Raw genomic sequence first — 20,436 nt, 5'->3', positions numbered from 1 at the left:
GATCCACGAGGGCGAGGGCGTTGCCGCCAAGGCCCTCGAGAGCCTCGACATCTCGCTCGAGGCCGTCCGCGGCCAGGTCGAGGACATCATCGGCCAGGGCCAGCAGGCGCCGAGCGGTCACATCCCGTTCACGCCGCGAGCCAAGAAGGTGCTCGAGCTGAGCCTGCGCGAGGCGCTGCAGCTCGGCCACAACTACATCGGCACCGAGCACATCCTGCTCGGGCTCATCCGCGAGGGCGAGGGCGTCGCCGCCCAGGTCCTGGTGAAGCTGGGCGCCGACCTGAACCGCGTGCGCCAGCAGGTCATCCAGCTGGTCAGCGGCTTCCAGGGCAAGGAGGCCGAGACCTCCGGCGCCCCGACCGAGAACGCCCCGGCGACGTCCGCGGTGCTCGACCAGTTCGGCCGCAACCTGACGCAGGCGGCGCGCGAGTCCAAGCTCGACCCGGTCATCGGGCGCGAGAAGGAGATCGAGCGCGTCATGCAGGTGCTCAGCCGGCGCACCAAGAACAACCCGGTGCTCATCGGCGAGCCCGGCGTCGGCAAGACGACGGTGGTCGAGGGCCTGGCCCAGGACATCGTCCGCGGCGACGTGCCCGAGACGCTCAAGGACAAGCAGATCTACACGCTCGACCTGGGCGCCCTGGTGGCCGGCTCGCGCTACCGCGGTGACTTCGAGGAGCGCCTCAAGAAGGTGCTCAAGGAGATCCGCACCCGCGGCGACATCATCCTGTTCATCGACGAGATCCACACCCTGGTGGGTGCGGGTGCCGCCGAGGGCGCGATCGACGCCGCCAGCATCCTCAAGCCGATGCTGGCCCGCGGCGAGCTGCAGACCATCGGCGCCACCACGCTCGACGAGTTCCGCAAGCACTTCGAGAAGGACGCCGCGCTCGAGCGTCGCTTCCAGCCGATCCAGGTCGCCGAGCCGTCGATCGCCCACACGATCGAGATGCTCAAGGGCCTGCGTGACCGCTACGAGGCGCACCACCGCGTGACGATCACCGACGAGGCGCTCGTCGCCGCGGCGACGCTGGCCGACCGCTACGTGTCGGACCGCTTCCTGCCCGACAAGGCGATCGACCTCATCGACGAGGCCGGCTCCAGGCTCCGCATCCGTCGGATGACGGCTCCGCCGGACCTCAAGGAGTACGACGAGAAGATCGCCGACGTCCGCCGCCGCAAGGAGGGCGCGATCGACAGCCAGGACTTCGAGGCTGCTGCGTCCCTGCGCGACGAGGAGAAGAAGCTCATCGCGGCCAAGGCCGAGCGTGAGCGCCAGTGGAAGTCCGGCGACATGGACTCGGTGGCCGTGGTCGACGAGGAGCTCGTCGCCGAGGTCCTGGCCCTGGCGACCGGCATCCCGATCGTCAAGCTGACCGAGGAGGAGTCCAGCCGCCTGCTCAACATGGAGGACGAGCTCCACAAGCGGGTCATCGGCCAGGACGAGGCGGTCCGGGCCATCTCGCGCGCGATCCGTCGCACGCGGGCCGGGCTCAAGGACCCGCGTCGTCCGGGTGGATCGTTCATCTTCGCCGGCCCGTCCGGCGTCGGAAAGACCCACCTGTCCAAGGCGCTGGCGAACTTCCTGTTCGGCGAGGAGGAGGCGCTCATCCAGCTCGACATGAGCGAGTACTCCGAGAAGCACACCGTCGCCCGTCTGTTCGGTGCTCCTCCCGGCTACGTCGGCTACGAGGAGGGCGGCCAGCTCACCGAGAAGGTGCGCCGCAAGCCGTTCTCGGTCGTGCTGTTCGACGAGGTCGAGAAGGCCCACCCGGACATCTTCAACTCGCTGCTGCAGATCCTGGAGGAAGGTCGCCTGACCGACTCCCAGGGCCGCATGGTCGACTTCAAGAACACCGTCATCATCATGACCACGAACCTCGGTTCGCGGGACATCGGCAAGGGCGTCAACCTGGGCTTCTCCCAGGCCAGCGACGTCGCCGGCTCGTACGAGCGCATGAAGGCGAAGGTGTCCGAGGAGCTCAAGCAGCACTTCCGTCCGGAGTTCCTCAACCGTGTCGACGAGGTCGTCGTCTTCCCGCCGCTGACCAAGGAGCAGATCATCGCGATGGTCGACCTCATGGTCGGCTCGCTCGAGGACCGGCTCAAGGACAAGGACATGGGCATCGAGCTCACCACCGCGGCGAAGGACCTCCTGGCCGCCCGTGGCTTCGATCCCGTGCTGGGTGCGCGACCGCTGCGTCGCACCGTCCAGCGCGAGCTCGAGGACGTCCTGGCCGAGAAGATGCTCTTCGGTGAGGTGCGCGCCGGGCAGATCGTGCTCGTCGACGTGGAGGGCGAGGGCCCGACCGCGACGTTCACCTTCCACGGCACGCCGAAGGCCGACCTGGAGCTCCCCGAGGTGCCGCCGGCCGTCGAGTCCGGCACCGGCAGCTCGGACTGAGTCCCGCCGCACGACGCCCCGCCCGGGTCACCCGGGCGGGGCGTCGTCGCGTCCGGGGCCCGGCGAGGGTTCCTGGGGCCGTGGGTCCCGTGTGCGGTGAACCGCACCGCAGCCCGGGTCCGCGACGCTAGCCTGACCGCCGTGACCCAGCGCCTGTACGAGCCGACCAGGACGGCATGGTTCCTCCGCCGACCGGCGTCCTTCCAGCGCGGCCTGCTGGTCCTCGGCCCGGTCGCGGTGGTGCTCTGCGTGCTGACCGCCACGCCGCTGTGGCCCGTCGAGCCCACGCCTGCGGAGCTGGACGACGTCCGCTGGGCACTGCCGTCCGTCGTGGTTGTGGCCACCGCGGCTCTCGCGATGCTGCGCACCGAGGGCGCGTGGGCCCGGTGGCTGATGGCGACGGGGGTCGCGCTCGCGGTGGTGCGCTGGGCGGTCGACCCGCTGGGGGGCGAGCCCGAGACGATCGCCGGTCGCACCGCGACGCTCGCTGCCGCGTTCGGGTTCTGCACGCTCCTGCCGTGGCTCCAGGACTCGCACCTCGCCCACCGCTTCCGGGCCTGGCGTGCGCGGCGCCGTCCCGGTGGACAGTCGGCGGCGCCTTCCGTCGTCACCCCGGAGCAGGCGCTCGACCTGCTCCGCACCGTGCTGCCGGACGGCTTCGGGGCGGGCCTGCGCGACGGCCGCGCCTGCGCGTGGTGGACCGACGAGGCCACGGGCCGCTCGGTCGTGGTGCACACCCCCGGTCGTGGCTGGGTGTCGGCGGAGGTCGAGTCCGGTCACGCGGACGTCCAGCTCGGCGACGGCGGTCCGGACGAGCTGACCGGGGCGCTGCGCCGGGCCGTGGCGGTCGCCGACGCCTACCGTTCGGGCGGCCCGGTCGTGGACGACCGGCGCACGGGGACACCGCGCGGCGGCGAGCTGGGCGTGCTGGTGGCGGACGGCTGGCACGTGCTGCGCCGTCCGGCCCAGCTGTGGGCCGACCGCACCGCGCGACGGGCCTGGGACGCCGTCCGCAGCCGTCGGCGCGACTGACCCCGCGGACTTCAGCGCGGCAGGGCGAACAGGGTGTCGGTGACGGGCTCGACGAGACCGTCCGCCACCAGGCCGTCCAGGGCTCGCTCGCGCTGGACGTCGTCCGGCCAGGCGGCGTCCAGCAGCGCCTTGTCGACCGGCCCGGTCGCGTCGCGCAGGACCGCGAGCAGGCGTCCGCGGCACTGCCGGTCGGTGCCCTCCCACTTCTGCGTGCGCCGGGCGGGCCCGTCGTGCTCCGGGTAGCCCTGCGCTCGCCAGCGGCACAGGTCGGCGACCGGGCAGGCCGGGCAGCGCGGTGACGCGGCCGTGCAGACGATCGCGCCCAGCTCCATCGTCGAGGCGGCCCAGACCGGGGCGCCGTCCTCGGGCAGCAGCTGCTCGGCGCGGCGCCGCTCGGCCGCCGTGACGGACGCCGGCGGGTGCTGCTCGCCACCGACCACGCGGGCCAGCACCCGGCGCACGTTGGTGTCGAGCACGGCGTGCCGGCCGCCGTAGGCGAACGACGCGACCGCGGCCGCCGTGTACGCACCGACCCCGGGCAGCGCGAGCAGCGCGTCGAGGTCGCGGGGCACGACGCCGTCGTGCCGCTCGACGATGGCCTGGGCCGCGCCGTGCAGCCGCAGCGCCCGGCGCGGGTAGCCGAGCCGACCCCACGCGCGCACCGCCTCGCCGGCGGGCTCGGCCGCGAGGTCGGCCGGCTCGGGCCAGCGGCGCACCCACTGCTCGTAGACCGGGAGCACCCGGGCGACCGGGGTCTGCTGCAGCATCAGCTCGGAGATCATCACGTGCCACGCGGTCGCGTCGTCGCGCCGCCAGGGCAGGTCACGCGCCGCGTGGGCGAACCATTCGGCGAGCCGCTCGTGCAGCTCTGTGACGAGGTCGTCGGGGAACGCGGCGGCGGTCATGGCGCGTCGAGTCTGTCACGCCGGGCCCAGCGGTTACCGTACGGTCGTGAGTCGTCTGTCGCCTGCCATCTACTGGCGCCGGCGTCTGCTGGTGCTGGCGGCGGTGTTCCTGCTCGGCTGGGTCGTCACGACCCTCGTCTCGGGTCGCGACGACGCCGACTCCGCGGCGCCGGCCCCCGAGCCGTCGGCCACCGCCACCTCGGACGCCCCCCAGGCACCCGCGACGTCGGCCACGCCGAGCCCGGTGCCCTCCCCGTCGCTCGACTCCGCCGCCCAGGTGAGCGTGAGCTCGACCGACGAGCAGTGCGACCCCTCGACCGTCCGCATCCAGCCCAGCGTGCCGCGCGGCCAGCAGGCCGGCGAGAAGCTGCGGGTCGACTTCGTGGTCAGCACGACCGCGGAGAAGCCCTGCACGCTGCAGCCGAAGGAGCGCCAGACGCTCGTCGTGGTGAGCTCGGGCGACTCCACGGTGTGGGACTCCAGCGTCTGCTCCAGCAAGGTCATCGGCGCACCGGTGCGGCTGTCGCCGGGCTGGGTCACCCTCGCCCGCGGGGCCGACGGCAACCTGTCCGAGAGCGCCTGCGCCCGCGGCTACGGCTTCCGGTACGCCGGGACGTTCCAGGTGCGCGCGGCCCTCCTCGGTGGCGAGCCGTCCGAGGCGACCTTCCGGCTCGGTGGGCTGACCAAGGCGCAGGCCGACGCGAAGGCGCGGGCCGAGGCGCGCAAGAAGGCCCTCGCGGAGAAGAAGGCGAAGGAGGCGCGTCGCAAGGCGCGCGCGGAGCAGAAGAAGGCCGAGGCCGAGCGCAAGGCCGCCGAGGAGGCGCGCCGCCGGGCCGCCCAGGCCACGCCCAGCGTCACCCCGCCGGCGGGCTGAGCCTCAGACGTACCGCTCGAGGATGCTGGACTCCGCCAGGCGGGACAGCCCCTCGCGGACGCTGCGGGCGCGCAGGTCGCCGACGCCCTCGACGATCTGCAGGTCCTCCATGCTGGCCGCGAGCAGCTTCTGCAGGGAGCCGAAGTGGTCGACCAGGCGGTCGACGACGGCGCCGGGCAGGCGCGGCACCCGCGCCAGCAGACGGAAGCCGCGCGGCGCGAGCGCGTTGTCGAGCGAGTCCTCGGTGCCGATGCGCATGGCCCGGGCGACCTTGCCCAGGTCGACCAGCGAGCTGGAGTCGATCGCCGCCATCTCGGTGAGCACGTCCTCGGTGCTGCGGCTGCGGCGTCCGCTCGGCTGGTAGTCGCGCACCAGCAGCTCGCGCTCGGTGTCAACGCCGCTGATGAGCTCCTCGAGCTGCAGGGCGAGCAGGCGGCCGTCGGTGCCGAGCTCGAGCACGTACGTGTCGATCTCGCCGGCGATGCGGCTGACCATCTCGAGGCGCTGGGCCACCGCGGCGACGTCGCGGACGGTGACGAGGTCCTCGATCTCGAGCGCGGACAGCGCGTCGGTGACCTCGTCGAGCCGCGTGCGGTAGCGCTCGAGCGTGGCCAGGGCCTGGTTGGCGCGGGCGATGACGACGCTCGCGTCCTCCAGCACGTAGCGGGTGTCGTCGAGGTACAGCGCGATGATGTGCATCGACGCCGACACCGAGATGACCGGGACGCCGGTCTGCCGGGCCACGCGGTCGGCCGTGCGGTGACGGGTGCCGGACTCCTCGGTGGGGATCGACGGGTCGGGCATGAGGTGGACGGCCGCACGGATGATGCGGCTGGCGTCCTTGTCGAGGATGATCGCGCCGTCCATCTTGGCCAGCTCGCGCAGGCCGGTGGCGGTGAAGGGCACGTCGAGGGCGAAGCCGCCCGTCGAGAGCGCCTCGACCTGGCGGTCGCCGCCCACGACCACGAGCGCGCCGGTGCGACCGCGCAGGATGCGCTCGAGCCCCTCGCGCAGCGCGGTGCCGGGGGCGACGGCGGCGAGGGTGGCGCGCAGGCGGGCCTCGGTGGCGTCGCCGGTGCGGTCAAGGGTTGCCATGGGCGGGGCCTTTGCTGACGTGCGTGGGTCGGTCGGGGTCAGTCTAGGGCGCGCAGCCGCGTGGCCGGCGCGGTAGCGAGAACTCCGAGAGCCTGCTCCACCGAGCTCACGGCCATCGTGCTCATGCCCGGCACGTCGGGGCGCAGTCCGCCGGCCGGGACGACCGCCCGCTTGAAGCCGATGCGGGCCGCCTCGCGCAGCCGCGTCTCGAGGCTGGCGACCGGACGGACCTCGCCGGCCAGCCCCACCTCGCCGAGCACCACGACGTCCGAGGGCACGGTGAGCCCGCTGACGCCGGACGCCGCGGCGAGCGCGAGCGCGAGGTCGACGGCGGGCTCGGCGAGCCGGGCGCCGCCGACCGTGGCGGCGTAGAAGTCCTGCTTGCCCAGAGGCATGCCGCAGTGCTTGGTGAGCACGGCCAGGATCATCGCCATGCGTGAGGAGTCGACGCCGGACGTGGTGCGGCGCGGCGACGGGGCGTTGGTCTCGACGGTGAGCGCCTGCACCTCGGCGAGCAGCGCCCGGCGTCCCTCGAGCGTCACCGTGACGCAGGTGCCGGGCACCGGCTGGGCGTGGCGCGACACGAACAGCCCGGTGGGGTCGGGCACCTCGACCAGGCCGCCGTCGCCGAGGTCGAAGCAACCGATCTCGTCGACCGGGCCGAAGCGGTTCTTGATCGCGCGCAGCAGCCGCAGCCGCGAGTGCCGGTCGCCCTCGAACTGCAGCACGACGTCGACCAGGTGCTCGAGGACGCGCGGGCCGGCCACCGAGCCGTCCTTGGTGACGTGGCCGACGAGCAGGGTGCCGATGTTCTCGCGCTTGGCCAGCTGGATGACCGCGGACGCGACCTCGCGCACCTGGGTGACGCCGCCGGGCACGCCCTCGACGTCGGACGAGCCGATGGTCTGCACGGAGTCGACGATGAGCAGCGTCGGGCTCACCTGCTCGACGTGCGTGAGCAGTGCGCCGAGGTCGGTCTCGGCGGCCAGGTAGAGCTCGTCGTGGACGGCGCCGGTGCGCTCGGCCCGCAGGCGCACCTGGGCCGCGGACTCCTCGCCGGAGACGTACAGGACGCGCTCGCCGGTGCGGGCCCAGCGGGCGGCCGTCTCGAGCAGCAGGGTGGACTTGCCGACGCCGGGCTCTCCGGCCAGCAGCAGCACCGCGCCGGGCACCATGCCACCGCCCAGGACGCGGTCGAGCTCGGTGAGCCCGGTGGTGACCGCGGCGGACGCCTCGACGTCGATCTGCGAGATCGGCCGGGCCGGGCTGCTCACGGGGGCCGCCTTGGTGCGGACGGCGGGCTGGGCGCCCTGCACGTCGACCGTGCCCCAGGCCTGGCACTCGCCGCAGCGGCCGACCCACTTGGGCGTCGCCCACCCGCACTCGGCGCAGACGTAGGTCGGTCGAGCGGTCTTGGCCATGAGCGCCACCCTAGGTCGTCGCACCGACAGCCCCGGCACCGTGCCGCCGGGCCGGGCACGTCGTTAGCCTGGCGAGCGGGGGAGCAGCACCGGCCCCCGTCCCGGCGACAGGAACGAGGCAGCAACATGCAGCAGGTCAAGGCCGTCGTGGCCCGGAGCAAGGACGCGCCCGTCGAGCTCGTCACCATCAACGTCCCTGACCCGGGTCCGGGCGAGGCGGTGGTGAAGATCCAGACCTGCGGCGTGTGCCACACCGACCTGCACTACAAGCAGGGCGGCATCAACGACGAGTTCCCGTTCCTGCTCGGCCACGAGGCCGCCGGCGTCGTCGAGGCGGTCGGCCCGGACGTCACGGGCGTCGCGCCCGGCGACTTCGTCGTGCTCAACTGGCGCGCGGTCTGCGGCGAGTGCCGGGCGTGCAAGCGCGGCGACCTGCAGTACTGCTTCAACACGCACAACGCGACGCAGCGCATGACGCTCGAGGACGGCACCGAGCTCACCCCCGCGCTCGGCATCGGCGCGTTCGCCGAGAAGACGCTCGTCGCCGTCGGCCAGTGCACGAAGGTCGACCCCGACGCGCGCGCGGCCGCCGTCGGCCTGCTCGGCTGCGGCGTCATGGCCGGCATCGGCGCGGCGATCAACACGGGCGCGCTGACGCGTGGTCGCAGCGCCGCGGTCATCGGCTGCGGCGGCGTCGGCGTCGCGGCGGTCGCCGGTGCGGCCCTGGCTGGCGCGAGCCCGGTCATCGCGGTCGACATCGACGCCAAGAAGCTCGAGAAGGCCCGCGAGCTCGGCGCCACCCACGTCGTCGACTCCTCGCAGGAGGACCCGGTCGAGGCGATCAAGCGCATCTGCGCCGAGACCTACGAGGGAGCCGAGGGCGCGGACGTCGTCATCGAGGCGGTCGGACGTCCCGAGACCTGGAAGCAGGCGTTCTACGCCCGCGACCTGGCTGGCGTGCTGGTGCTCGTGGGCGTCCCGACGCCGGACATGACCGTGCCCGAGATCCCGCTCATCGACGTCTTCGGACGCGGTGGCGCGCTCAAGTCCAGCTGGTACGGCGACTGCCTGCCCTCGCGCGACTTCCCGATGCTGGTCGACCTGTACCGCCAGGGTCGGCTCGACCTCGACGCGTTCGTCACCGAGGAGGTCGGCCTGGACGACGTCGAGGCGTCGTTCGAGCGGATGCACCACGGCGACGTGCTGCGCTCGGTGGTGGTGCTCTGATGGCCGCGCGGATCGACCACGGCGTCGTGTCGGGCACCTTCAGCCTCGACGGCGAGACGTTCGACGTCGACAACAACATCTGGGTGGTGGGTGACGACGCCGAGTGCGTCGTGATCGACGCGCCGCACGACGTCGACGCGATCATGGCGGTCGTCGGCGACCGGGCGGTGCGCGCGATCGTGTGCACCCATGCCCACGACGACCACGTCCGCGTCGCGCCGGCGCTGCGCGAGCGCACCGGCGCGCCGATCCTGCTCCACCCCGACGAGCGTCCGGTGTGGGAGCTGACCCACGGCACCGACGTCTCCTGGGACGCCGACCTGGTCGACGGCCAGGTGCTGGAGATCGCGGGCACGCGGATGCAGGTGCTGCACACGCCGGGCCACGCGCCCGGCGCCGTGTGCCTCTACGCGCCCGAGCTCGGCTGCGTCTTCACCGGCGACTCGCTGTTCCAGGGCGGTCCGGGCGCGACCGGCCGCTCGTTCTCGGACCGCTCGACGCTCGAGGCGTCCATCCGGGCCAGCCTGTTCGTGCTGCCCGAGGCGACGGTGGTGCACACCGGCCACGGCGACGACACGACGATCGGCGCCGAGAAGGCCGGGCTGGACGGCTAGAGCCGCGCCTCGCCCGAGGGGGTGCGCAGGCGGGCGGCCTGGATGCCGGGCAGCCCGTTCGGCGCCACCCACTCGACGGCGATCTCCTCGAGCGCGTCCAGCGCCGGCTCGCCGAGCCAGCCGGTGACGCGCTCGGGGGATCCGGCGATCTCGAGCGCGAGCAGCTCGGCCTGCGGCTGGCCGTCGCGCGACGGGTGCTCCTCGGCCGGGCTCTCCCAGCTCACGACGAACGGCAGCTGCGGGTCGGCGGTGGTGCCGCGGACGCCGATCTGCTGCCACTGCAGGTTGTAGCCGTCGGGGCGGTGCCGGTTGCCGGGCACCGCGTGACGTCCGATGCGCTGCTCGACCGGCTTGATGTCGTCGACCGCGACGACCCAGCCGAGCCAGCCGCCGCCGGCCTCGGAGCGGGCGCGCACGGCCTGGCCGAACGGGGCCTTGTCGGACGCGGGGTGGTCGAGCGCCTCCACGACCTCCAGGTAGTGCCCGTTGGCCAGCGGGAGGATCGCGTTGCGGGTGCCGAAGCGGGGGTGGACACCGCCGTCGACGAACGTCACGCCGAGCTGCTCGGCGAGGCGGGCCGTGGTGGCGGCGAGTCCGTCGGGTCCGGCGGCGAACGACAGGTGGTCCAGGCGCATGCAGACATGGTGACCTGCATCTCGGGCCGGCTTGCAGGCAGGGTTCCCTACCTATTGACTTTCGATAGATTATGAGCGATGGTCGATGTATGACCACGCTTCCTCGCTTCGTCGTGCTCGCCCTGCGGGTGCTGCTCGCGCTCATCGGGCTGGGCCTCGTCCTCGGCCTCGTCATGTCCGTCCCGGGACAGATCTTCGGCGGCCCGGACGACGGCGACCTGAGCCCGGTGCGCTGGCCGGTGTTCGTGGCGCTCGAGCTGGCCGTGCTGTGCCTGCTCGTGGTGGTCGTGTGCACCTGGCGGCTGCTGACGATGGTGCAGGCCGACCGCATCTTCAGCCGCGACGCCTTCCGCTGGGTCGACGCCATCGTCCTCGCGTCGGTCGGCGTGTGGCTGTGCATGGTGACCATCGCCGGCACCGTGAGCGTCTTCCTCTACGTCACCCCTGAGCTGCGCGACCCGGGCCTGCCGCTGCTGCTCGGCGGCCTGTCGATCGCCGCGGGCGGGTTCGTGCTGCTGCTCGTCGTCATGCGGGCGCTGCTGTGCCAGGCCACGGCGCTGCGCTCGGACATGGACGCGGTGATCTGATGGCGATCGTCGTGCGGCTCGACGTCGAGCTGGCCAAGCGCAAGATGAGCGTCGGCGAGTTCGCCGAGCAGGTGGGACTCACCCCCGCCAACGTCGCCGTGCTCAAGAACGGACGCGCGAAGGCCGTGCGGTTCAGCACCCTGGAGGCCATCTGCCGCGTCCTGGACTGCCAGCCCGGCGACATCCTCGAGCACGTCCCCGACTGAGCATCCCGGTCACCTTCCCGGGTTGGTCGCCTCCCCGCTGAGCGTGACGTTTCGGGGCTCGATCGGCCGGGATCACCCCCGAAACGTCACACTCAGCGCGAGGCGGCCAGGGAGGATGGAGGCGTGAACAGGTGGCGACGTGTCGGGGGCTTCGTCGTCTGGCGGCTTCGGACGGCCGATCACCGGAGCCTCCTCCTCATGGGCGCGCTCGTCATCACGGGCCCCGTCGGGGCGTTCTCGGCAGGCACCGGAGGTCGCTGGCTCGACGTCCTGATCTGCCTCGGTCTGACGGCCCTCGGAGTCGTCCTGTTCCTCGGCCCGCTGTGGACCCACCGCTGGTGGATCCAGGGCTGGAAGCCGGGCGGGCGGCACTCCGCGACTCCCCGCGTCCCCTGGCGGGAGCCGTGACCGCGAGCGGTCGCCCCTGGGTGAAGCACGCCGTGCTCATGCAGGACGGACGTGCTGTGGGAGCGATCCGGTACGTCTACCGCTGGGCCACCGTCCGCTCCCGTCGATGGTTCCGACGTCGGGACGAGACGACTCTGGTGCTGTCGGTCGCGGTCATCGAGCGAGATGCGGAGGGTGTTCGCGTCCCCGAGGAGTTCTGGGAGCCTCACATCCGCTGGGTCGACGAGGCCGAGCTCGTGAGCGACTCGTCGTGGGAGCGCGCGCTCCGCACGGGACAGTTCGACTCGATGCTCGAGCCGGGCCTGGTCCTCGAGGTCCGTCCGGTGCCGGCGGACGAGGCCGCCATTCTGGCCCCCTGGTTCGACGGCTTCGACTGGGACGTCCTGCCGGAGGGCCCCGGTTCCCGCTGAGTGTGACGTCTCGGGGCCCGATCGGCCGGGATCACCCCTGAAACGCCACACTCAGCGCGGACGCACGCCGCCGCGAGGGCGACCCTCAGTCGGCGGGGTGGGGCTGGGGGCGGCCGGCCTCGACGAAGGCGTCGCAGTGCCGGACCAGCTCGGCGTAGCCCGCCTCGCCCATCATCGCCACGAGCTCGTCGCGGCTGGCCAGGTAGACCGGCACCGGCGAGACGTGCGCCTCGGTGTTGGACGAGCAGTACCAGTCCAGGTCGGCGCCGCCCGGGCCCCAGCCGGCGCGGGTGTACTCGCCGATGGACGTCTCGGTGTACGTCGACCCGTCGCCGCGGTCGACCTCGCGGAACTGGCGGCGCAGCGGCAGCTGCCAGCACACGTCCGGCTTGGTCTCGACGAACGAGCGTCCCTCGGCGACCGCCAGGTGGTGCAGCGCGCAGCCGTAGCCACCCGGGAAGTCGGCGTCGTTGTGGAAGACGCAGGCGCCGTCCGCGACCCGGGTCTTGAGGTCACCCTCGTCGTCCAGCTCGGTCCAGCCGCCCTCGAAGAACGGACGCCGCTGCCACAGGTCGTCGGTGAGCCGGGCGACGTGCCCGGCGACACGATCGTGGTCCTCGTCGCCGGAGAAGTGCGCCCCGAGCGTGCAGCATCCGGTCGAGGGGGACGAGCGGTAGATGCCGTGGCAGCCGCCGCCGAAGATGCAGGTCCAGCGGGACGTCAGCCAGGTCAGGTCGCAGTGGAAGACCTCGTCGGCGTCGTCGGGGTTCACGAAGTCGACCCAGGCGCGGGGGACCACCAGGTCGATCTCGGGCATGGGGCGAGCCTAGGCGCGCCGCAGCGAGCCGCGCTGCGCGGGCGGCGGGGTCAGGCGGGCACCGGCTCCGGCTCGCCGCCGGACGGGACGTGCACGTTCAGCGCCTGCTGCAGGCCGGTGAGCAGGAAGACCCGCAGGACACGCGGCTCGGAGCCGACGATCGACAGCACGCGACCGCCCGAGGCGAGCAGCTGGGACGTGGCGACGAAGACGCGCAGGCCGGCCGCGTCGAGGAAGTGGAGCTGGCGCAGGTCGATGACCATGTCGCGTCCGGACTGGCCGACCTCCGCGGTCAGGAAGGCGGCGAGCGGGTCGGACGAGGCGATGTCGAGGTCGCCGGCGACGGCGACGGTCGAGGACTGGGGCGTGCGGTCGAGCGCGATGGCGAGGGCCATGGAACACCTCCGTCGGCACCGGGGACGCCGGCTGGGGAGAGGACGACGCCGAGAGCGTCGAGGAAGCGGGCTCCAGCGGGTGCGATGCCGTGATGTCCCTCCACGATCCTCGCTCGCGGTCCGATACGCAAGACCCGGCCGAGCACCCCGGCCGCCGGGCGCCTGACCCCGTCCCGGAGGATGCTGGCAGGACGGCGGTCGACGCGGCCGTCGCAGGCAACTCGGGGGTGTCGAAACCATGTCAACGATCGACGAGAGCAGGCCGCCGGTGGCGGTCGATCCGGAGCTCCTCGACGAGCACGAGGGTCGCTGGACGCCGGTCAAGATCGCCGTCTGGGGCGCGATCGCCCTGCTCGGCGCGCTGGGCTGGGTGATGCTGGCGATCGTCCGTGGCGAGAGCGTGAACGCGATCTGGTTCGTGTTCGCCGCGGTGTGCTCCTACCTCATCGCGTACCGCTTCTACTCGCGCTTCGTCGAGGCGCGCCTCGTGCGTCCGGACGACACCCGGGCCACGCCCGCCGAGTACAAGGCGAACGGACGCGACTACGTCGCCACCGACCGGCGCGTGCTCTACGGCCACCACTTCGCCGCCATCGCCGGCGCCGGCCCGCTCGTCGGCCCCGTGCTCGCGGCGCAGATGGGCTACCTGCCCGGCACGATCTGGATCATCGTCGGCGTCATCTTCGCCGGCGCCGTGCAGGACTACCTGGTGCTGTTCTTCTCGATGCGCCGCGGCGGACGCTCGCTGGGCCAGATGGCCCGCGAGGACCTCGGCCGCGTCGGCGGCATCGCGGCGATCATCGCGACCCTGACGATCATGGTGATCATCACCGCGATCCTGGCCCTCGTCGTCGTCAACGCCCTGGGCGAGTCCCCGTGGGGCGTCTTCTCGGTCTCGATGACCATCCCGATCGCGCTGTTCATGGGCGTGTACCTGCGCTTCATCCGCCCCGGCGCGGTCATGGAGGTCTCGATCATCGGCTTCGCGCTGCTGATGGCCGCGATCGTCGCCGGCGGGTGGGTCTCGGACCAGCCCGACCTCGCGGACGTCTTCACGCTCGACCGCACGACCATCGCCTGGGCGGTCATCGTCTACGGCTTCGTCGCCGCCGTCCTGCCGGTGTGGCTGCTGCTGGCCCCGCGCGACTACCTGTCGACGTTCATGAAGATCGGCGTCGTCGTGCTGCTGGCGATCGCGATCGTCGTCGTCCGGCCCACGGTCGAGGCGCCCGCGGTCAGCGAGTTCGCCCGCACCGGCGACGGCCCGGTCTTCCCCGGTGAGCTGTTCCCGTTCCTGTTCGTGACGATCGCGTGCGGCGCGTTGTCCGGCTTCCACGCCCTCATCGCGTCCGGCACCACCCCGAAGCTGCTCGAGAAGGAGCGGCAGACGCGCTTCATCGGCTACGGCGGCATGCTCATGGAGTCGTTCGTGGCGATCATGGCGCTGGTCGCCGCGATCACCATCGACCAGGGCATCTACTACGCGATGAACGCCGCCCCCTCGGCCACGGGCGGGACGGTCGACGGAGCCGCGCAGTTCGTCAACAGCCTCGGCCTCACCGGGGTGAACGTCAGCCCCGACACGCTGCAGGGCGTGGCCAACGACGTCGGCGAGGAGACGATCGTGTCGCGTACCGGCGGCGCCCCGACGCTCGCCGTGGGCCTGGCGACGCTGCTGCACCAGCTGATCGGCGGCTCGGCCCTGATGAGCTTCTGGTACCACTTCGCGATCATGTTCGAGGCGCTGTTCATCCTCACCGCCGTCGACGCCGGCACGCGCGTCGCGCGCTTCATGCTGTCGGACTCGCTCGGCAACGTGTGGCCGCGCTTCCGCGACCCGTCGTGGCGGGTGGGGGCCTGGGCGACGACGGCGGTCATGGTCGCCGCGTGGGGGGCGATCCTCATCATGGGCGTCACCGACCCCTTGGGCGGCATCAACACGTTGTTCCCGTTGTTCGGCATCGCCAACCAGCTGCTCGCGGCCATCGCGCTGGCGATCTGCCTGACGATCGCGGCCAAGCGCGGGGCGGTCAAGGCGCTGTGGATCATCATCGTGCCGCTCGCCTTCGTCACCGTCGTGACGGTCTACGGCTCGTTCCTGAAGATCTTCTCCGACGTCCCGGCGATCGGGTACTTCGCGCAGAACAAGGCGTTCCGCGAGGCGCGCGACGCCGGCGAGACGAGCTTCGGCAACGCCGACTCGCCCGAGGCGATCGACGCGGTCATCCGCAACACGTACGTCCAGGGCGGCCTGTCGGTGCTGTTCGTGGTGCTGGCGATCATCGTCATCGCGACGTCGGTGCTCCGCACCGTCCAGGCCGTCCGCGCCGGCGGTGGGCCCTCGACCGAGGACCCGCGGGTCGAGTCGCAGCTCTACGCCCCGGCCGGTCTCGTCGCCACCGCGCCCGAGCGCGAGCTCGAGAAGCAGTGGGCCGAGCATCGCTCGCGGGAGGTGGCCGGACGTGGTTGAGCGCGTGCGCGCGGTGGGCGCGTTCATGCGAGGGGTGCTCGGTGCCGACCGGTACGAGCACTACCTCGAGCACCACCGCGCGCACGGCTGCGGCGAGCCGATGAGCCGTCGCGAGTTCTGGCGCGACTACCACCGCTGGCAGGACGACAACCCGCAGGGACGCTGCTGCTGACCGGCTTCGAGGGCGCCGGACTGGACGGCGGTGGAACAATGGACCTCATGCGCATGGGCGTCCTCGACATCGGGTCGAACACCGGGCACCTGCTCGTGGTGGACGCCCACCGCGGCGGGCCCCCGGTGCCGGCTCACTCCTACAAGGAGCCGCTGCGTCTCGCCGAGCACCTCGACCTCGACAACGCCGTCACCGGCGCGGGGGTCGAGCGGCTGGTGAAGTACGTCGCCGCCGCCCGCGAGCTGGCCGAGCAGAAGGGCTGCAAGACCCTGCTGCCGTTCGCCACGTCGGCGGTGCGCGACGCCGTGAACGCCGACGAGGTGCTCACGCGCGTGCGGGACGAGGCTGGCGTCGACCTGGAGATCCTGTCCGGCGAGGACGAGGCGCGGCTGACCTTCCTGGCCGTCCGCCGCTGGTTCGGCTGGTCGGCCGGACGCCTGGGCGTGTTCGACATCGGCGGCGGCTCGCTCGAGGTCGCGGCCGGCACCGAGCAGACGCCGGACGTGGCGCAGTCCCAGCCGCTGGGCGCGGGTCGGCTCACCCGCGGCTGGATCGAGTCCGGCGGCGACCTGCGCGAGCTGCGCCGCCACGTCCGGGCCACCATCGCCGACGGCGCCGGCGAGGTGCTGCGCGGCGGACGCTTCGACCGTGCGGTCGCCACGTCCAAGACCTTCCGGTCGCTGGCCCGCATGTGCGGCGCCGCACCGTCGTCGGAGGGCATGTACGCCCGCCGGGCGCTCGAGCGCTCGCGGCTCGTCCCGCTGGTGGGCGAGCTGGCCACCATGTCGACCGCCGAGGTGGCCACGATGCCCGGCGTCTCGGCCGACCGGGCGCACCAGATGCTCGCCGGCGCCGTCGTCGCCGACGCGGTCATGGACATCTACGAGCTCGAGACTCTCGAGATCTGCCCCTGGGCGCTGCGCGAGGGCGTCATCCTCGAGCACCTGGACCACCTGTGACCGCACCGTCCGCCCCACGGGTCACGCTGTCGACGTCCTCGGTCTACCCGGGCACGACGGCGAACGCCTTCGAGCTCGCCGACCGGCTGGGCTACGACGGCGTCGAGGTCATGGTCGGCATCGACGACGTCAGCGCCGACCTCAACGCGGTGCGCGGGCTGCGCGACTACCACGGCGTGCCGGTGACGTCGGTGCACGCGCCGTGCCTGCTCATCACCCAGCGGGTCTGGGGCACCGACCCGTGGGCCAAGCTCGAGCGCAGCGCCGAGATGGCGCACGCGCTGGACGCCGACGTCGTCGTCGTGCACCCGCCGTTCCGCTGGCAGCGCGACTACGGACGCCGGTTCGTCGAGGGCATCGCCGAGCTCGAGCAGCGCACGGGCATCGACTTCGCGGTCGAGAACATGTACCCCTGGCGCACCGGCAAGCGCGAGCTGCAGGCCTATGTCCCGGGCTGGGACCCGCGCGAGCAGGACTACGCGCACGTCACCATCGACCTGTCCCACACCGCCACCTCGCACAGCGACCCGCTGGCGATGGCCAAGGACCTCGGCCCGCGCCTGCGGCACGTCCACGTCGCCGACGGCAGCGGCACGGGAGCGAAGGACGAGCACCTCGTGCCAGGACGCGGCAGCCAGCCGTGCGCGGACTTCCTGGCGCAGGTCGTCGCGGCGGGCTTCGACGGCGACCTCGTCGTGGAGGTCACCACGCGCAAGGCCGGCAGCGACGCCAACCGCGAGACCGACCTGCTCGAGGCGCTGGCGTTCGTCCGCCTGCACGCCGACGCCGGCCCCGCGTGACCCTGCGGCCTCGGCATCGGCGACTCGTGCCACACCCCGTCGTCCGCTAGCCCTTCGCTGCGCCGGAGGAGTCGCGCAGGACGAGGTTGGTGGGCAGGCGCTGGTGGTGCGGCGAGTCGGCGCCGTCCCGCAGGGCCGTGCCGGGCGGGGCCTTGAGCAGCTCGAGCAGCATCTCGACGGCGAGACGTCCGGCGTGGGCGTCCGGGCCGCCGAGCGTGGTCAGCGGGGGCTGGACGAGCTCGGCGGCGAAGATGTCGTCGAAGCCGATGACGCTGATGTCCTCGGGCACGCGGACGCCGCGGTCGGCCAGGCGGCGCATGATGCCGATGGCCAGCAGGTCGTTGTGCGCCACGAGCGCGGTCGTGCCCGAGCGCAGTGCCCCGTCCGCGGCGGCGCCGCCGTTCGCGACGGTCGGCGTGTAGGGCCCGACCCGCCGGGCGCGCAGTCCGTGCTCCTCGGCGCCGGTGCGCAGCGCGGCCCATCGCGCGGCGCCCATCCACGAGCCGGGCGGGCCGGCGCAGTAGGTGAACTCCTCGTGGCCCAGCGACGCCAGGTGCTCCAGGATCTGCCGGCAGCCGGCGGCGGTGTCCATCGCCACGCTCGGGATCGGCCCGAGCTCGCGGTCGACCAGCACGACGTGCTGCTGGGCGGACAGGTCGCGCAGCTCCTGGTCGGGCAGGCGGCTCGCGGCCAGGATGAACCCGTCGACCGACCGGCTCAGCCCCCGCACCTGGTCGCGCTCGATGGTCGGCGACTCCTCGGCGTTGACGATGACGAGCGTGTTCTCGGCCGCCTTCGCGCGCTGCTCCGCGCCGCGGATGAGCTCGAAGAAGTGCGGGTTCGCGATGTCGGAGATGACCATCGCGATGGTCTTGTGCCGCCCCGTCTGCAGGGCGCGGGCGTGCGGGTTGGGCACGTACCCCAGCTCGTCCGCCGCCGCCTGGACGCGCTCGCGGGTGGCCGCTCCGACGCGGTCCGGACGCCCGAACGTCCGCGACACGGTGGAGGGGGCGACGCCGGCCACACGGGCGACGTCGTAGATGGTCGGCTGCTGCACGGGCTCATCAAGCCACAGTTCTGGCAACTTTGGCAACCGATTGCCAGGTTGCGGAAATAGTGACTACGGTCTCGTCCTGTGACTCAGACCACACCCGGGACGGCCGACCGGCCGGGACCCGTCGCCCGCTTCCTGGAGCAGCCACCACGCTGGGTGGCCGCCCTCACGAAGGTGGCCACGTTCGTCGAGATGACGCTCGGTGCCGTCTTCGTGCTGCTCATCTTCGTGCTCGTCCTGCTGCAGGCCGGCCAGCGCTACCTCCCCATCGAGGGCTGGGCCTGGACCGGTGAGCTCGCCCGCTTCTCGCTCGTCTGGCTGACCTTCGTGGTCGCCGGCGTGCTCGTGACGCGCGACGCCCACGTCTCGATCGAGATGGTCGACGCCATCCCGAACAAGATGCTGGTGCGCGTCGTCCGCGTGATCTCGGCGGTCATCGTCAGCGCGGTCGGCGTCGGCCTCACCGCCGCCTGCTGGGACCTCGTCCAGACCCAGGGCATCATCACGTCGCCCGCCCTGCGGATGCCGATGTCGTGGTTCTACGCGATCTCGCTGATCGGCTTCGTCAGCACGACGATCCGCGCCGCCGTCGCCGCCGTGCGGTTCGCCGTGCTCGGCGTGCCGGAGCGGAACGTCGAGGACGCCTTCGCCGCTGCGACCCGGGTGGCGGTCGAATGAGCCTCCTCGTCGTCTGCCTGCTGATCACCGCCCTGCTCGTCATCCGGGTGCCGATCGCCTTCGCCTTCATCGGCCCGTCCCTGCTCTACCTGCTGACCAACGACCAGTCGCTCGGCCTGCCGCTGCGGCTCGTGGCGCAGAGCACGGCCAGCTTCCCGCTGCTCGCGGTGCCGCTGTTCATCCTCATGGGCGCGCTGGCCAACCACGCCGGCATCGCCGACCGGTTGTTCGACTTCGCGCTGGCCCTGCTCGGACGCGTCCGCGGCAGCCTCGGCTACGTCGCGGTCGGCGTGAGCGTCGGCTTCTCCTGGATGAGCGGCTCGGCCGTGGCGGACGCCGCCGCGCTGGGCAAGGTGCAGATCCCGGCCATGCTCCGCGCCGGCTACACCAAGCCGTTCGCGCTCGGACTGACCGGCACGTCCTCGCTCATCGCGCCGGTCATGCCGCCGAGCATCCCGGCGGTCATCTACGCGGGCCTGGCCAGCGTCTCGACCGGCGCCCTGTTCGCCGCCTCGGTGGGTCCGGCCATCCTCATGGCGATCGGCCTGTGCGTCGTGGTCTTCCTGCTCGTGCGGCGCAACCCGAACGTCCAGAAGACCGAGTTCAGCTGGGTCCGCGTCCGTGAGACCGGACGCCGGGTGATCCTGCCCCTGTTCGCGCCGGTCATCATCCTCGGCGGTATCCTCGGCGGGTACTTCACACCGACGGAGGCGGCCGCGGTCGGCGCCCTCTACATCGGCCTGCTGGGCTTCGCGACGCGCTCGCTGCACGTCCGCGACCTGCCGAAGGTCATCTCCGAGACCGTCCTGACCAGCGGCGCGATCATGCTGATCGTCGCCTCGGCCAACCTGCTGGGCTACATCTTCGCCCTGGAGCAGGTGCCGCAGCGGGTCTCGGAGTGGGTGCTGGGCTTCACGTCGAACGCCACGGTGTTCATGCTGCTCGTGCTCGCTCTGTCGTTCGTGCTCGGCACGGCGCTGGACGCGATCGCGGTGCTGACCCTGACGGTGCCGATCCTGCTCCCGCTCAGCGCGGCCTTCGACGTCGACCCGATCGCGCTCGGCGTCCTCATGATCCTGTCCCAGATGATCGGGCTGCTCACGCCGCCGGTCGGGACGGTGATCTTCGTCCTGCAGTCGATCACGGGCGCCACCATGACCGAGGTCTTCAAGGGGTCGCTGCCGTTCCTGGCCCCGCTGGTGCTGCTCTGCGGCGGCATCATCTTCTGGCCCGACGCGATCCTCTACCTCCCCCAGAGGCTCGGGCTCTAGTC

At 72.4% G+C, this 20,436-nt stretch carries 22 protein-coding genes; 15 read left to right on the top strand and 7 right to left on the bottom strand.

The annotated features are described in order from the left end of the window. Nucleotide 1: 1 nt before the first annotated feature. Complete coding sequence (locus tag HGAM_RS17250; protein ID WP_245532095.1) at nucleotides 2–2,404, top strand: ATP-dependent Clp protease ATP-binding subunit; 2,403 nt, start codon at nucleotides 2–4, stop codon at nucleotides 2,402–2,404. A gap of 141 nt (nucleotides 2,405–2,545) precedes the next feature. Continuing rightward, nucleotides 2,546–3,436, top strand: coding sequence for a hypothetical protein (locus HGAM_RS02025; RefSeq protein WP_049798114.1), 891 nt, complete (start codon nucleotides 2,546–2,548; stop codon nucleotides 3,434–3,436). An 11-nt stretch (nucleotides 3,437–3,447) separates the two neighbouring features. Here HGAM_RS02025 and HGAM_RS17245 read toward each other — a convergent pair whose 3' ends face one another. After that, nucleotides 3,448–4,341, bottom strand: coding sequence for an HhH-GPD family protein (locus HGAM_RS17245; protein ID WP_019143801.1), 894 nt, complete (start codon nucleotides 4,339–4,341; stop codon nucleotides 3,448–3,450). Between the two features lie 46 nt (nucleotides 4,342–4,387). On the opposite strand from HGAM_RS17245, the gene HGAM_RS02015 reads away from it, so the two are divergent. Then, the gene (locus HGAM_RS02015; RefSeq protein WP_019143800.1) at nucleotides 4,388–5,215 is read left to right on the top strand and encodes a hypothetical protein; all 828 of its coding nucleotides are present in this window, start codon (nucleotides 4,388–4,390) and stop codon (nucleotides 5,213–5,215) included. Nucleotides 5,216–5,218: 3 nt separating this feature from the next. On the opposite strand, the gene disA is transcribed toward HGAM_RS02015, so the two are convergent. Both disA and radA read right to left on the bottom strand, forming a co-directional pair. Continuing rightward, the gene (gene disA / locus HGAM_RS02010) at nucleotides 5,219–6,310 is read right to left on the bottom strand and encodes a DNA integrity scanning diadenylate cyclase DisA (protein WP_019143799.1); all 1,092 of its coding nucleotides are present in this window, start codon (nucleotides 6,308–6,310) and stop codon (nucleotides 5,219–5,221) included. 38 nt (nucleotides 6,311–6,348) lie between these two features. Then, nucleotides 6,349–7,731, bottom strand: a complete 1,383-nt coding sequence (gene radA / locus HGAM_RS17240) for a DNA repair protein RadA (RefSeq protein ID WP_019143798.1) — start codon at nucleotides 7,729–7,731, stop codon at nucleotides 6,349–6,351. A 126-nt stretch (nucleotides 7,732–7,857) separates the two neighbouring features. Between radA and HGAM_RS02000 the strand changes: the two genes are divergently transcribed. Together HGAM_RS02000 and HGAM_RS01995 are read left to right on the top strand one after the other, a co-directional pair. Beyond that, the gene (locus tag HGAM_RS02000) at nucleotides 7,858–8,958 is read left to right on the top strand and encodes an S-(hydroxymethyl)mycothiol dehydrogenase (protein ID WP_019143797.1); all 1,101 of its coding nucleotides are present in this window, start codon (nucleotides 7,858–7,860) and stop codon (nucleotides 8,956–8,958) included. Then, entirely contained in the window at nucleotides 8,958–9,572 is a 615-nt protein-coding gene (locus tag HGAM_RS01995; protein ID WP_019143796.1) for an MBL fold metallo-hydrolase, read from the top strand. Before HGAM_RS02000 ends, HGAM_RS01995 begins: the two co-directional genes overlap by 1 nt. Here the strand turns inward: HGAM_RS01995 and HGAM_RS01990 are convergent. Next, a complete protein-coding gene (locus HGAM_RS01990) occupies nucleotides 9,569–10,207 on the bottom strand; it encodes a VOC family protein (protein WP_019143795.1) in 639 nt (212 codons plus the stop codon). The genes HGAM_RS01995 and HGAM_RS01990 overlap by 4 nt on opposite strands. Before the next feature lie 89 nt (nucleotides 10,208–10,296). Between HGAM_RS01990 and HGAM_RS01985 the strand changes: the two genes are divergently transcribed. The 4 genes from HGAM_RS01985 (at nucleotide 10,297) to HGAM_RS01970 (ending at nucleotide 11,818) form a co-directional block, all read left to right on the top strand. Continuing rightward, on the top strand, nucleotides 10,297–10,794 hold the full coding sequence (locus HGAM_RS01985) for a DUF2975 domain-containing protein (RefSeq protein ID WP_019143794.1): 498 nt from the start codon (nucleotides 10,297–10,299) through the stop codon (nucleotides 10,792–10,794). After that, nucleotides 10,794–11,000, top strand: coding sequence for a helix-turn-helix domain-containing protein (locus tag HGAM_RS01980; RefSeq protein WP_019143793.1), 207 nt, complete (start codon nucleotides 10,794–10,796; stop codon nucleotides 10,998–11,000). The genes HGAM_RS01985 and HGAM_RS01980 overlap by 1 nt, the downstream gene beginning before the upstream one ends. A gap of 198 nt (nucleotides 11,001–11,198) precedes the next feature. Beyond that, nucleotides 11,199–11,408, top strand: a complete 210-nt coding sequence (locus HGAM_RS01975; RefSeq protein WP_147543476.1) for a hypothetical protein — start codon at nucleotides 11,199–11,201, stop codon at nucleotides 11,406–11,408. Further along, the gene (locus tag HGAM_RS01970; protein ID WP_020691448.1) at nucleotides 11,405–11,818 is read left to right on the top strand and encodes a hypothetical protein; all 414 of its coding nucleotides are present in this window, start codon (nucleotides 11,405–11,407) and stop codon (nucleotides 11,816–11,818) included. Before HGAM_RS01975 ends, HGAM_RS01970 begins: the two co-directional genes overlap by 4 nt. A gap of 85 nt (nucleotides 11,819–11,903) precedes the next feature. Here HGAM_RS01970 and HGAM_RS01965 read toward each other — a convergent pair whose 3' ends face one another. Both HGAM_RS01965 and HGAM_RS20500 read right to left on the bottom strand, forming a co-directional pair. Further along, the gene (locus HGAM_RS01965) at nucleotides 11,904–12,635 is read right to left on the bottom strand and encodes a DUF3109 family protein (protein ID WP_019143790.1); all 732 of its coding nucleotides are present in this window, start codon (nucleotides 12,633–12,635) and stop codon (nucleotides 11,904–11,906) included. 50 nt (nucleotides 12,636–12,685) lie between these two features. Continuing rightward, the gene (locus tag HGAM_RS20500) at nucleotides 12,686–13,030 is read right to left on the bottom strand and encodes an STAS domain-containing protein (RefSeq protein WP_019143789.1); all 345 of its coding nucleotides are present in this window, start codon (nucleotides 13,028–13,030) and stop codon (nucleotides 12,686–12,688) included. A 238-nt stretch (nucleotides 13,031–13,268) separates the two neighbouring features. Between HGAM_RS20500 and HGAM_RS17230 the strand changes: the two genes are divergently transcribed. The 4 genes from HGAM_RS17230 to HGAM_RS01940 are packed head-to-tail and all read left to right on the top strand — an operon-like array spanning nucleotide 13,269 to nucleotide 17,431. Further along, nucleotides 13,269–15,500 (top strand): carbon starvation CstA family protein, encoded by a 2,232-nt coding sequence (locus HGAM_RS17230; RefSeq protein WP_081591776.1) that lies wholly within the window; start codon nucleotides 13,269–13,271, stop codon nucleotides 15,498–15,500. Then, a complete protein-coding gene (locus HGAM_RS20205; protein WP_020691449.1) occupies nucleotides 15,493–15,672 on the top strand; it encodes a YbdD/YjiX family protein in 180 nt (59 codons plus the stop codon). The genes HGAM_RS17230 and HGAM_RS20205 overlap by 8 nt, the downstream gene beginning before the upstream one ends. A 47-nt stretch (nucleotides 15,673–15,719) precedes the next feature. Continuing rightward, complete coding sequence (locus tag HGAM_RS01945; protein WP_019143786.1) at nucleotides 15,720–16,631, top strand: Ppx/GppA family phosphatase; 912 nt, start codon at nucleotides 15,720–15,722, stop codon at nucleotides 16,629–16,631. Then, entirely contained in the window at nucleotides 16,628–17,431 is an 804-nt protein-coding gene (locus HGAM_RS01940; RefSeq protein ID WP_019143785.1) for a sugar phosphate isomerase/epimerase family protein, read from the top strand. Before HGAM_RS01945 ends, HGAM_RS01940 begins: the two co-directional genes overlap by 4 nt. A gap of 46 nt (nucleotides 17,432–17,477) precedes the next feature. Here HGAM_RS01940 and HGAM_RS01935 read toward each other — a convergent pair whose 3' ends face one another. Continuing rightward, complete coding sequence (locus HGAM_RS01935) at nucleotides 17,478–18,488, bottom strand: LacI family DNA-binding transcriptional regulator (protein WP_019143784.1); 1,011 nt, start codon at nucleotides 18,486–18,488, stop codon at nucleotides 17,478–17,480. A 78-nt stretch (nucleotides 18,489–18,566) separates the two neighbouring features. Between HGAM_RS01935 and HGAM_RS17225 the strand changes: the two genes are divergently transcribed. Beyond that, nucleotides 18,567–19,163: a TRAP transporter small permease gene (locus tag HGAM_RS17225; protein WP_147543472.1), complete on the top strand. Its 597-nt coding sequence runs from the start codon at nucleotides 18,567–18,569 to the stop codon at nucleotides 19,161–19,163. Continuing rightward, nucleotides 19,160–20,434 (top strand): TRAP transporter large permease, encoded by a 1,275-nt coding sequence (locus HGAM_RS01925; RefSeq protein ID WP_019143782.1) that lies wholly within the window; start codon nucleotides 19,160–19,162, stop codon nucleotides 20,432–20,434. The genes HGAM_RS17225 and HGAM_RS01925 overlap by 4 nt, the downstream gene beginning before the upstream one ends. The last annotated feature ends 2 nt before the right edge of the window (nucleotides 20,435–20,436 follow it).

The sequence above is a fragment of the Aeromicrobium massiliense JC14 genome (assembly GCF_000312105.1).
GTDB lineage: Bacteria > Actinomycetota > Actinomycetes > Propionibacteriales > Nocardioidaceae > Aeromicrobium > Aeromicrobium massiliense.
Note: the sequence above shows the minus strand (reverse complement) of the source record. Positions and strands in the feature narration are given on the sequence as shown.

Excerpts from the sequence above, each read along its gene's own strand:
- radA (WP_019143798.1), bottom strand. The coding sequence starts at position 7,731 with ATGGCCAAGACCGCTCGACCGACCTACGTCTGCGCCGAGTGCGGGTGG.
- disA (WP_019143799.1), bottom strand. The coding sequence starts at position 6,310 with ATGGCAACCCTTGACCGCACCGGCGACGCCACCGAGGCCCGCCTGCGC.
- HGAM_RS01990 (WP_019143795.1), bottom strand. The coding sequence starts at position 10,207 with ATGCGCCTGGACCACCTGTCGTTCGCCGCCGGACCCGACGGACTCGCC.
- HGAM_RS02000 (WP_019143797.1), top strand. The coding sequence starts at position 7,858 with ATGCAGCAGGTCAAGGCCGTCGTGGCCCGGAGCAAGGACGCGCCCGTC.
- HGAM_RS17245 (WP_019143801.1), bottom strand. The coding sequence starts at position 4,341 with ATGACCGCCGCCGCGTTCCCCGACGACCTCGTCACAGAGCTGCACGAG.
- HGAM_RS01975 (WP_147543476.1), top strand. The coding sequence starts at position 11,199 with ATGGGCGCGCTCGTCATCACGGGCCCCGTCGGGGCGTTCTCGGCAGGC.
- HGAM_RS17230 (WP_081591776.1), top strand. The coding sequence starts at position 13,269 with ATGTCAACGATCGACGAGAGCAGGCCGCCGGTGGCGGTCGATCCGGAG.
- HGAM_RS01965 (WP_019143790.1), bottom strand. The coding sequence starts at position 12,635 with ATGCCCGAGATCGACCTGGTGGTCCCCCGCGCCTGGGTCGACTTCGTG.
- HGAM_RS01985 (WP_019143794.1), top strand. The coding sequence starts at position 10,297 with ATGACCACGCTTCCTCGCTTCGTCGTGCTCGCCCTGCGGGTGCTGCTC.
- HGAM_RS20500 (WP_019143789.1), bottom strand. The coding sequence starts at position 13,030 with ATGGCCCTCGCCATCGCGCTCGACCGCACGCCCCAGTCCTCGACCGTC.
- HGAM_RS01945 (WP_019143786.1), top strand. The coding sequence starts at position 15,720 with ATGCGCATGGGCGTCCTCGACATCGGGTCGAACACCGGGCACCTGCTC.
- HGAM_RS01995 (WP_019143796.1), top strand. The coding sequence starts at position 8,958 with ATGGCCGCGCGGATCGACCACGGCGTCGTGTCGGGCACCTTCAGCCTC.
- HGAM_RS01925 (WP_019143782.1), top strand. The coding sequence starts at position 19,160 with ATGAGCCTCCTCGTCGTCTGCCTGCTGATCACCGCCCTGCTCGTCATC.
- HGAM_RS01980 (WP_019143793.1), top strand. The coding sequence starts at position 10,794 with ATGGCGATCGTCGTGCGGCTCGACGTCGAGCTGGCCAAGCGCAAGATG.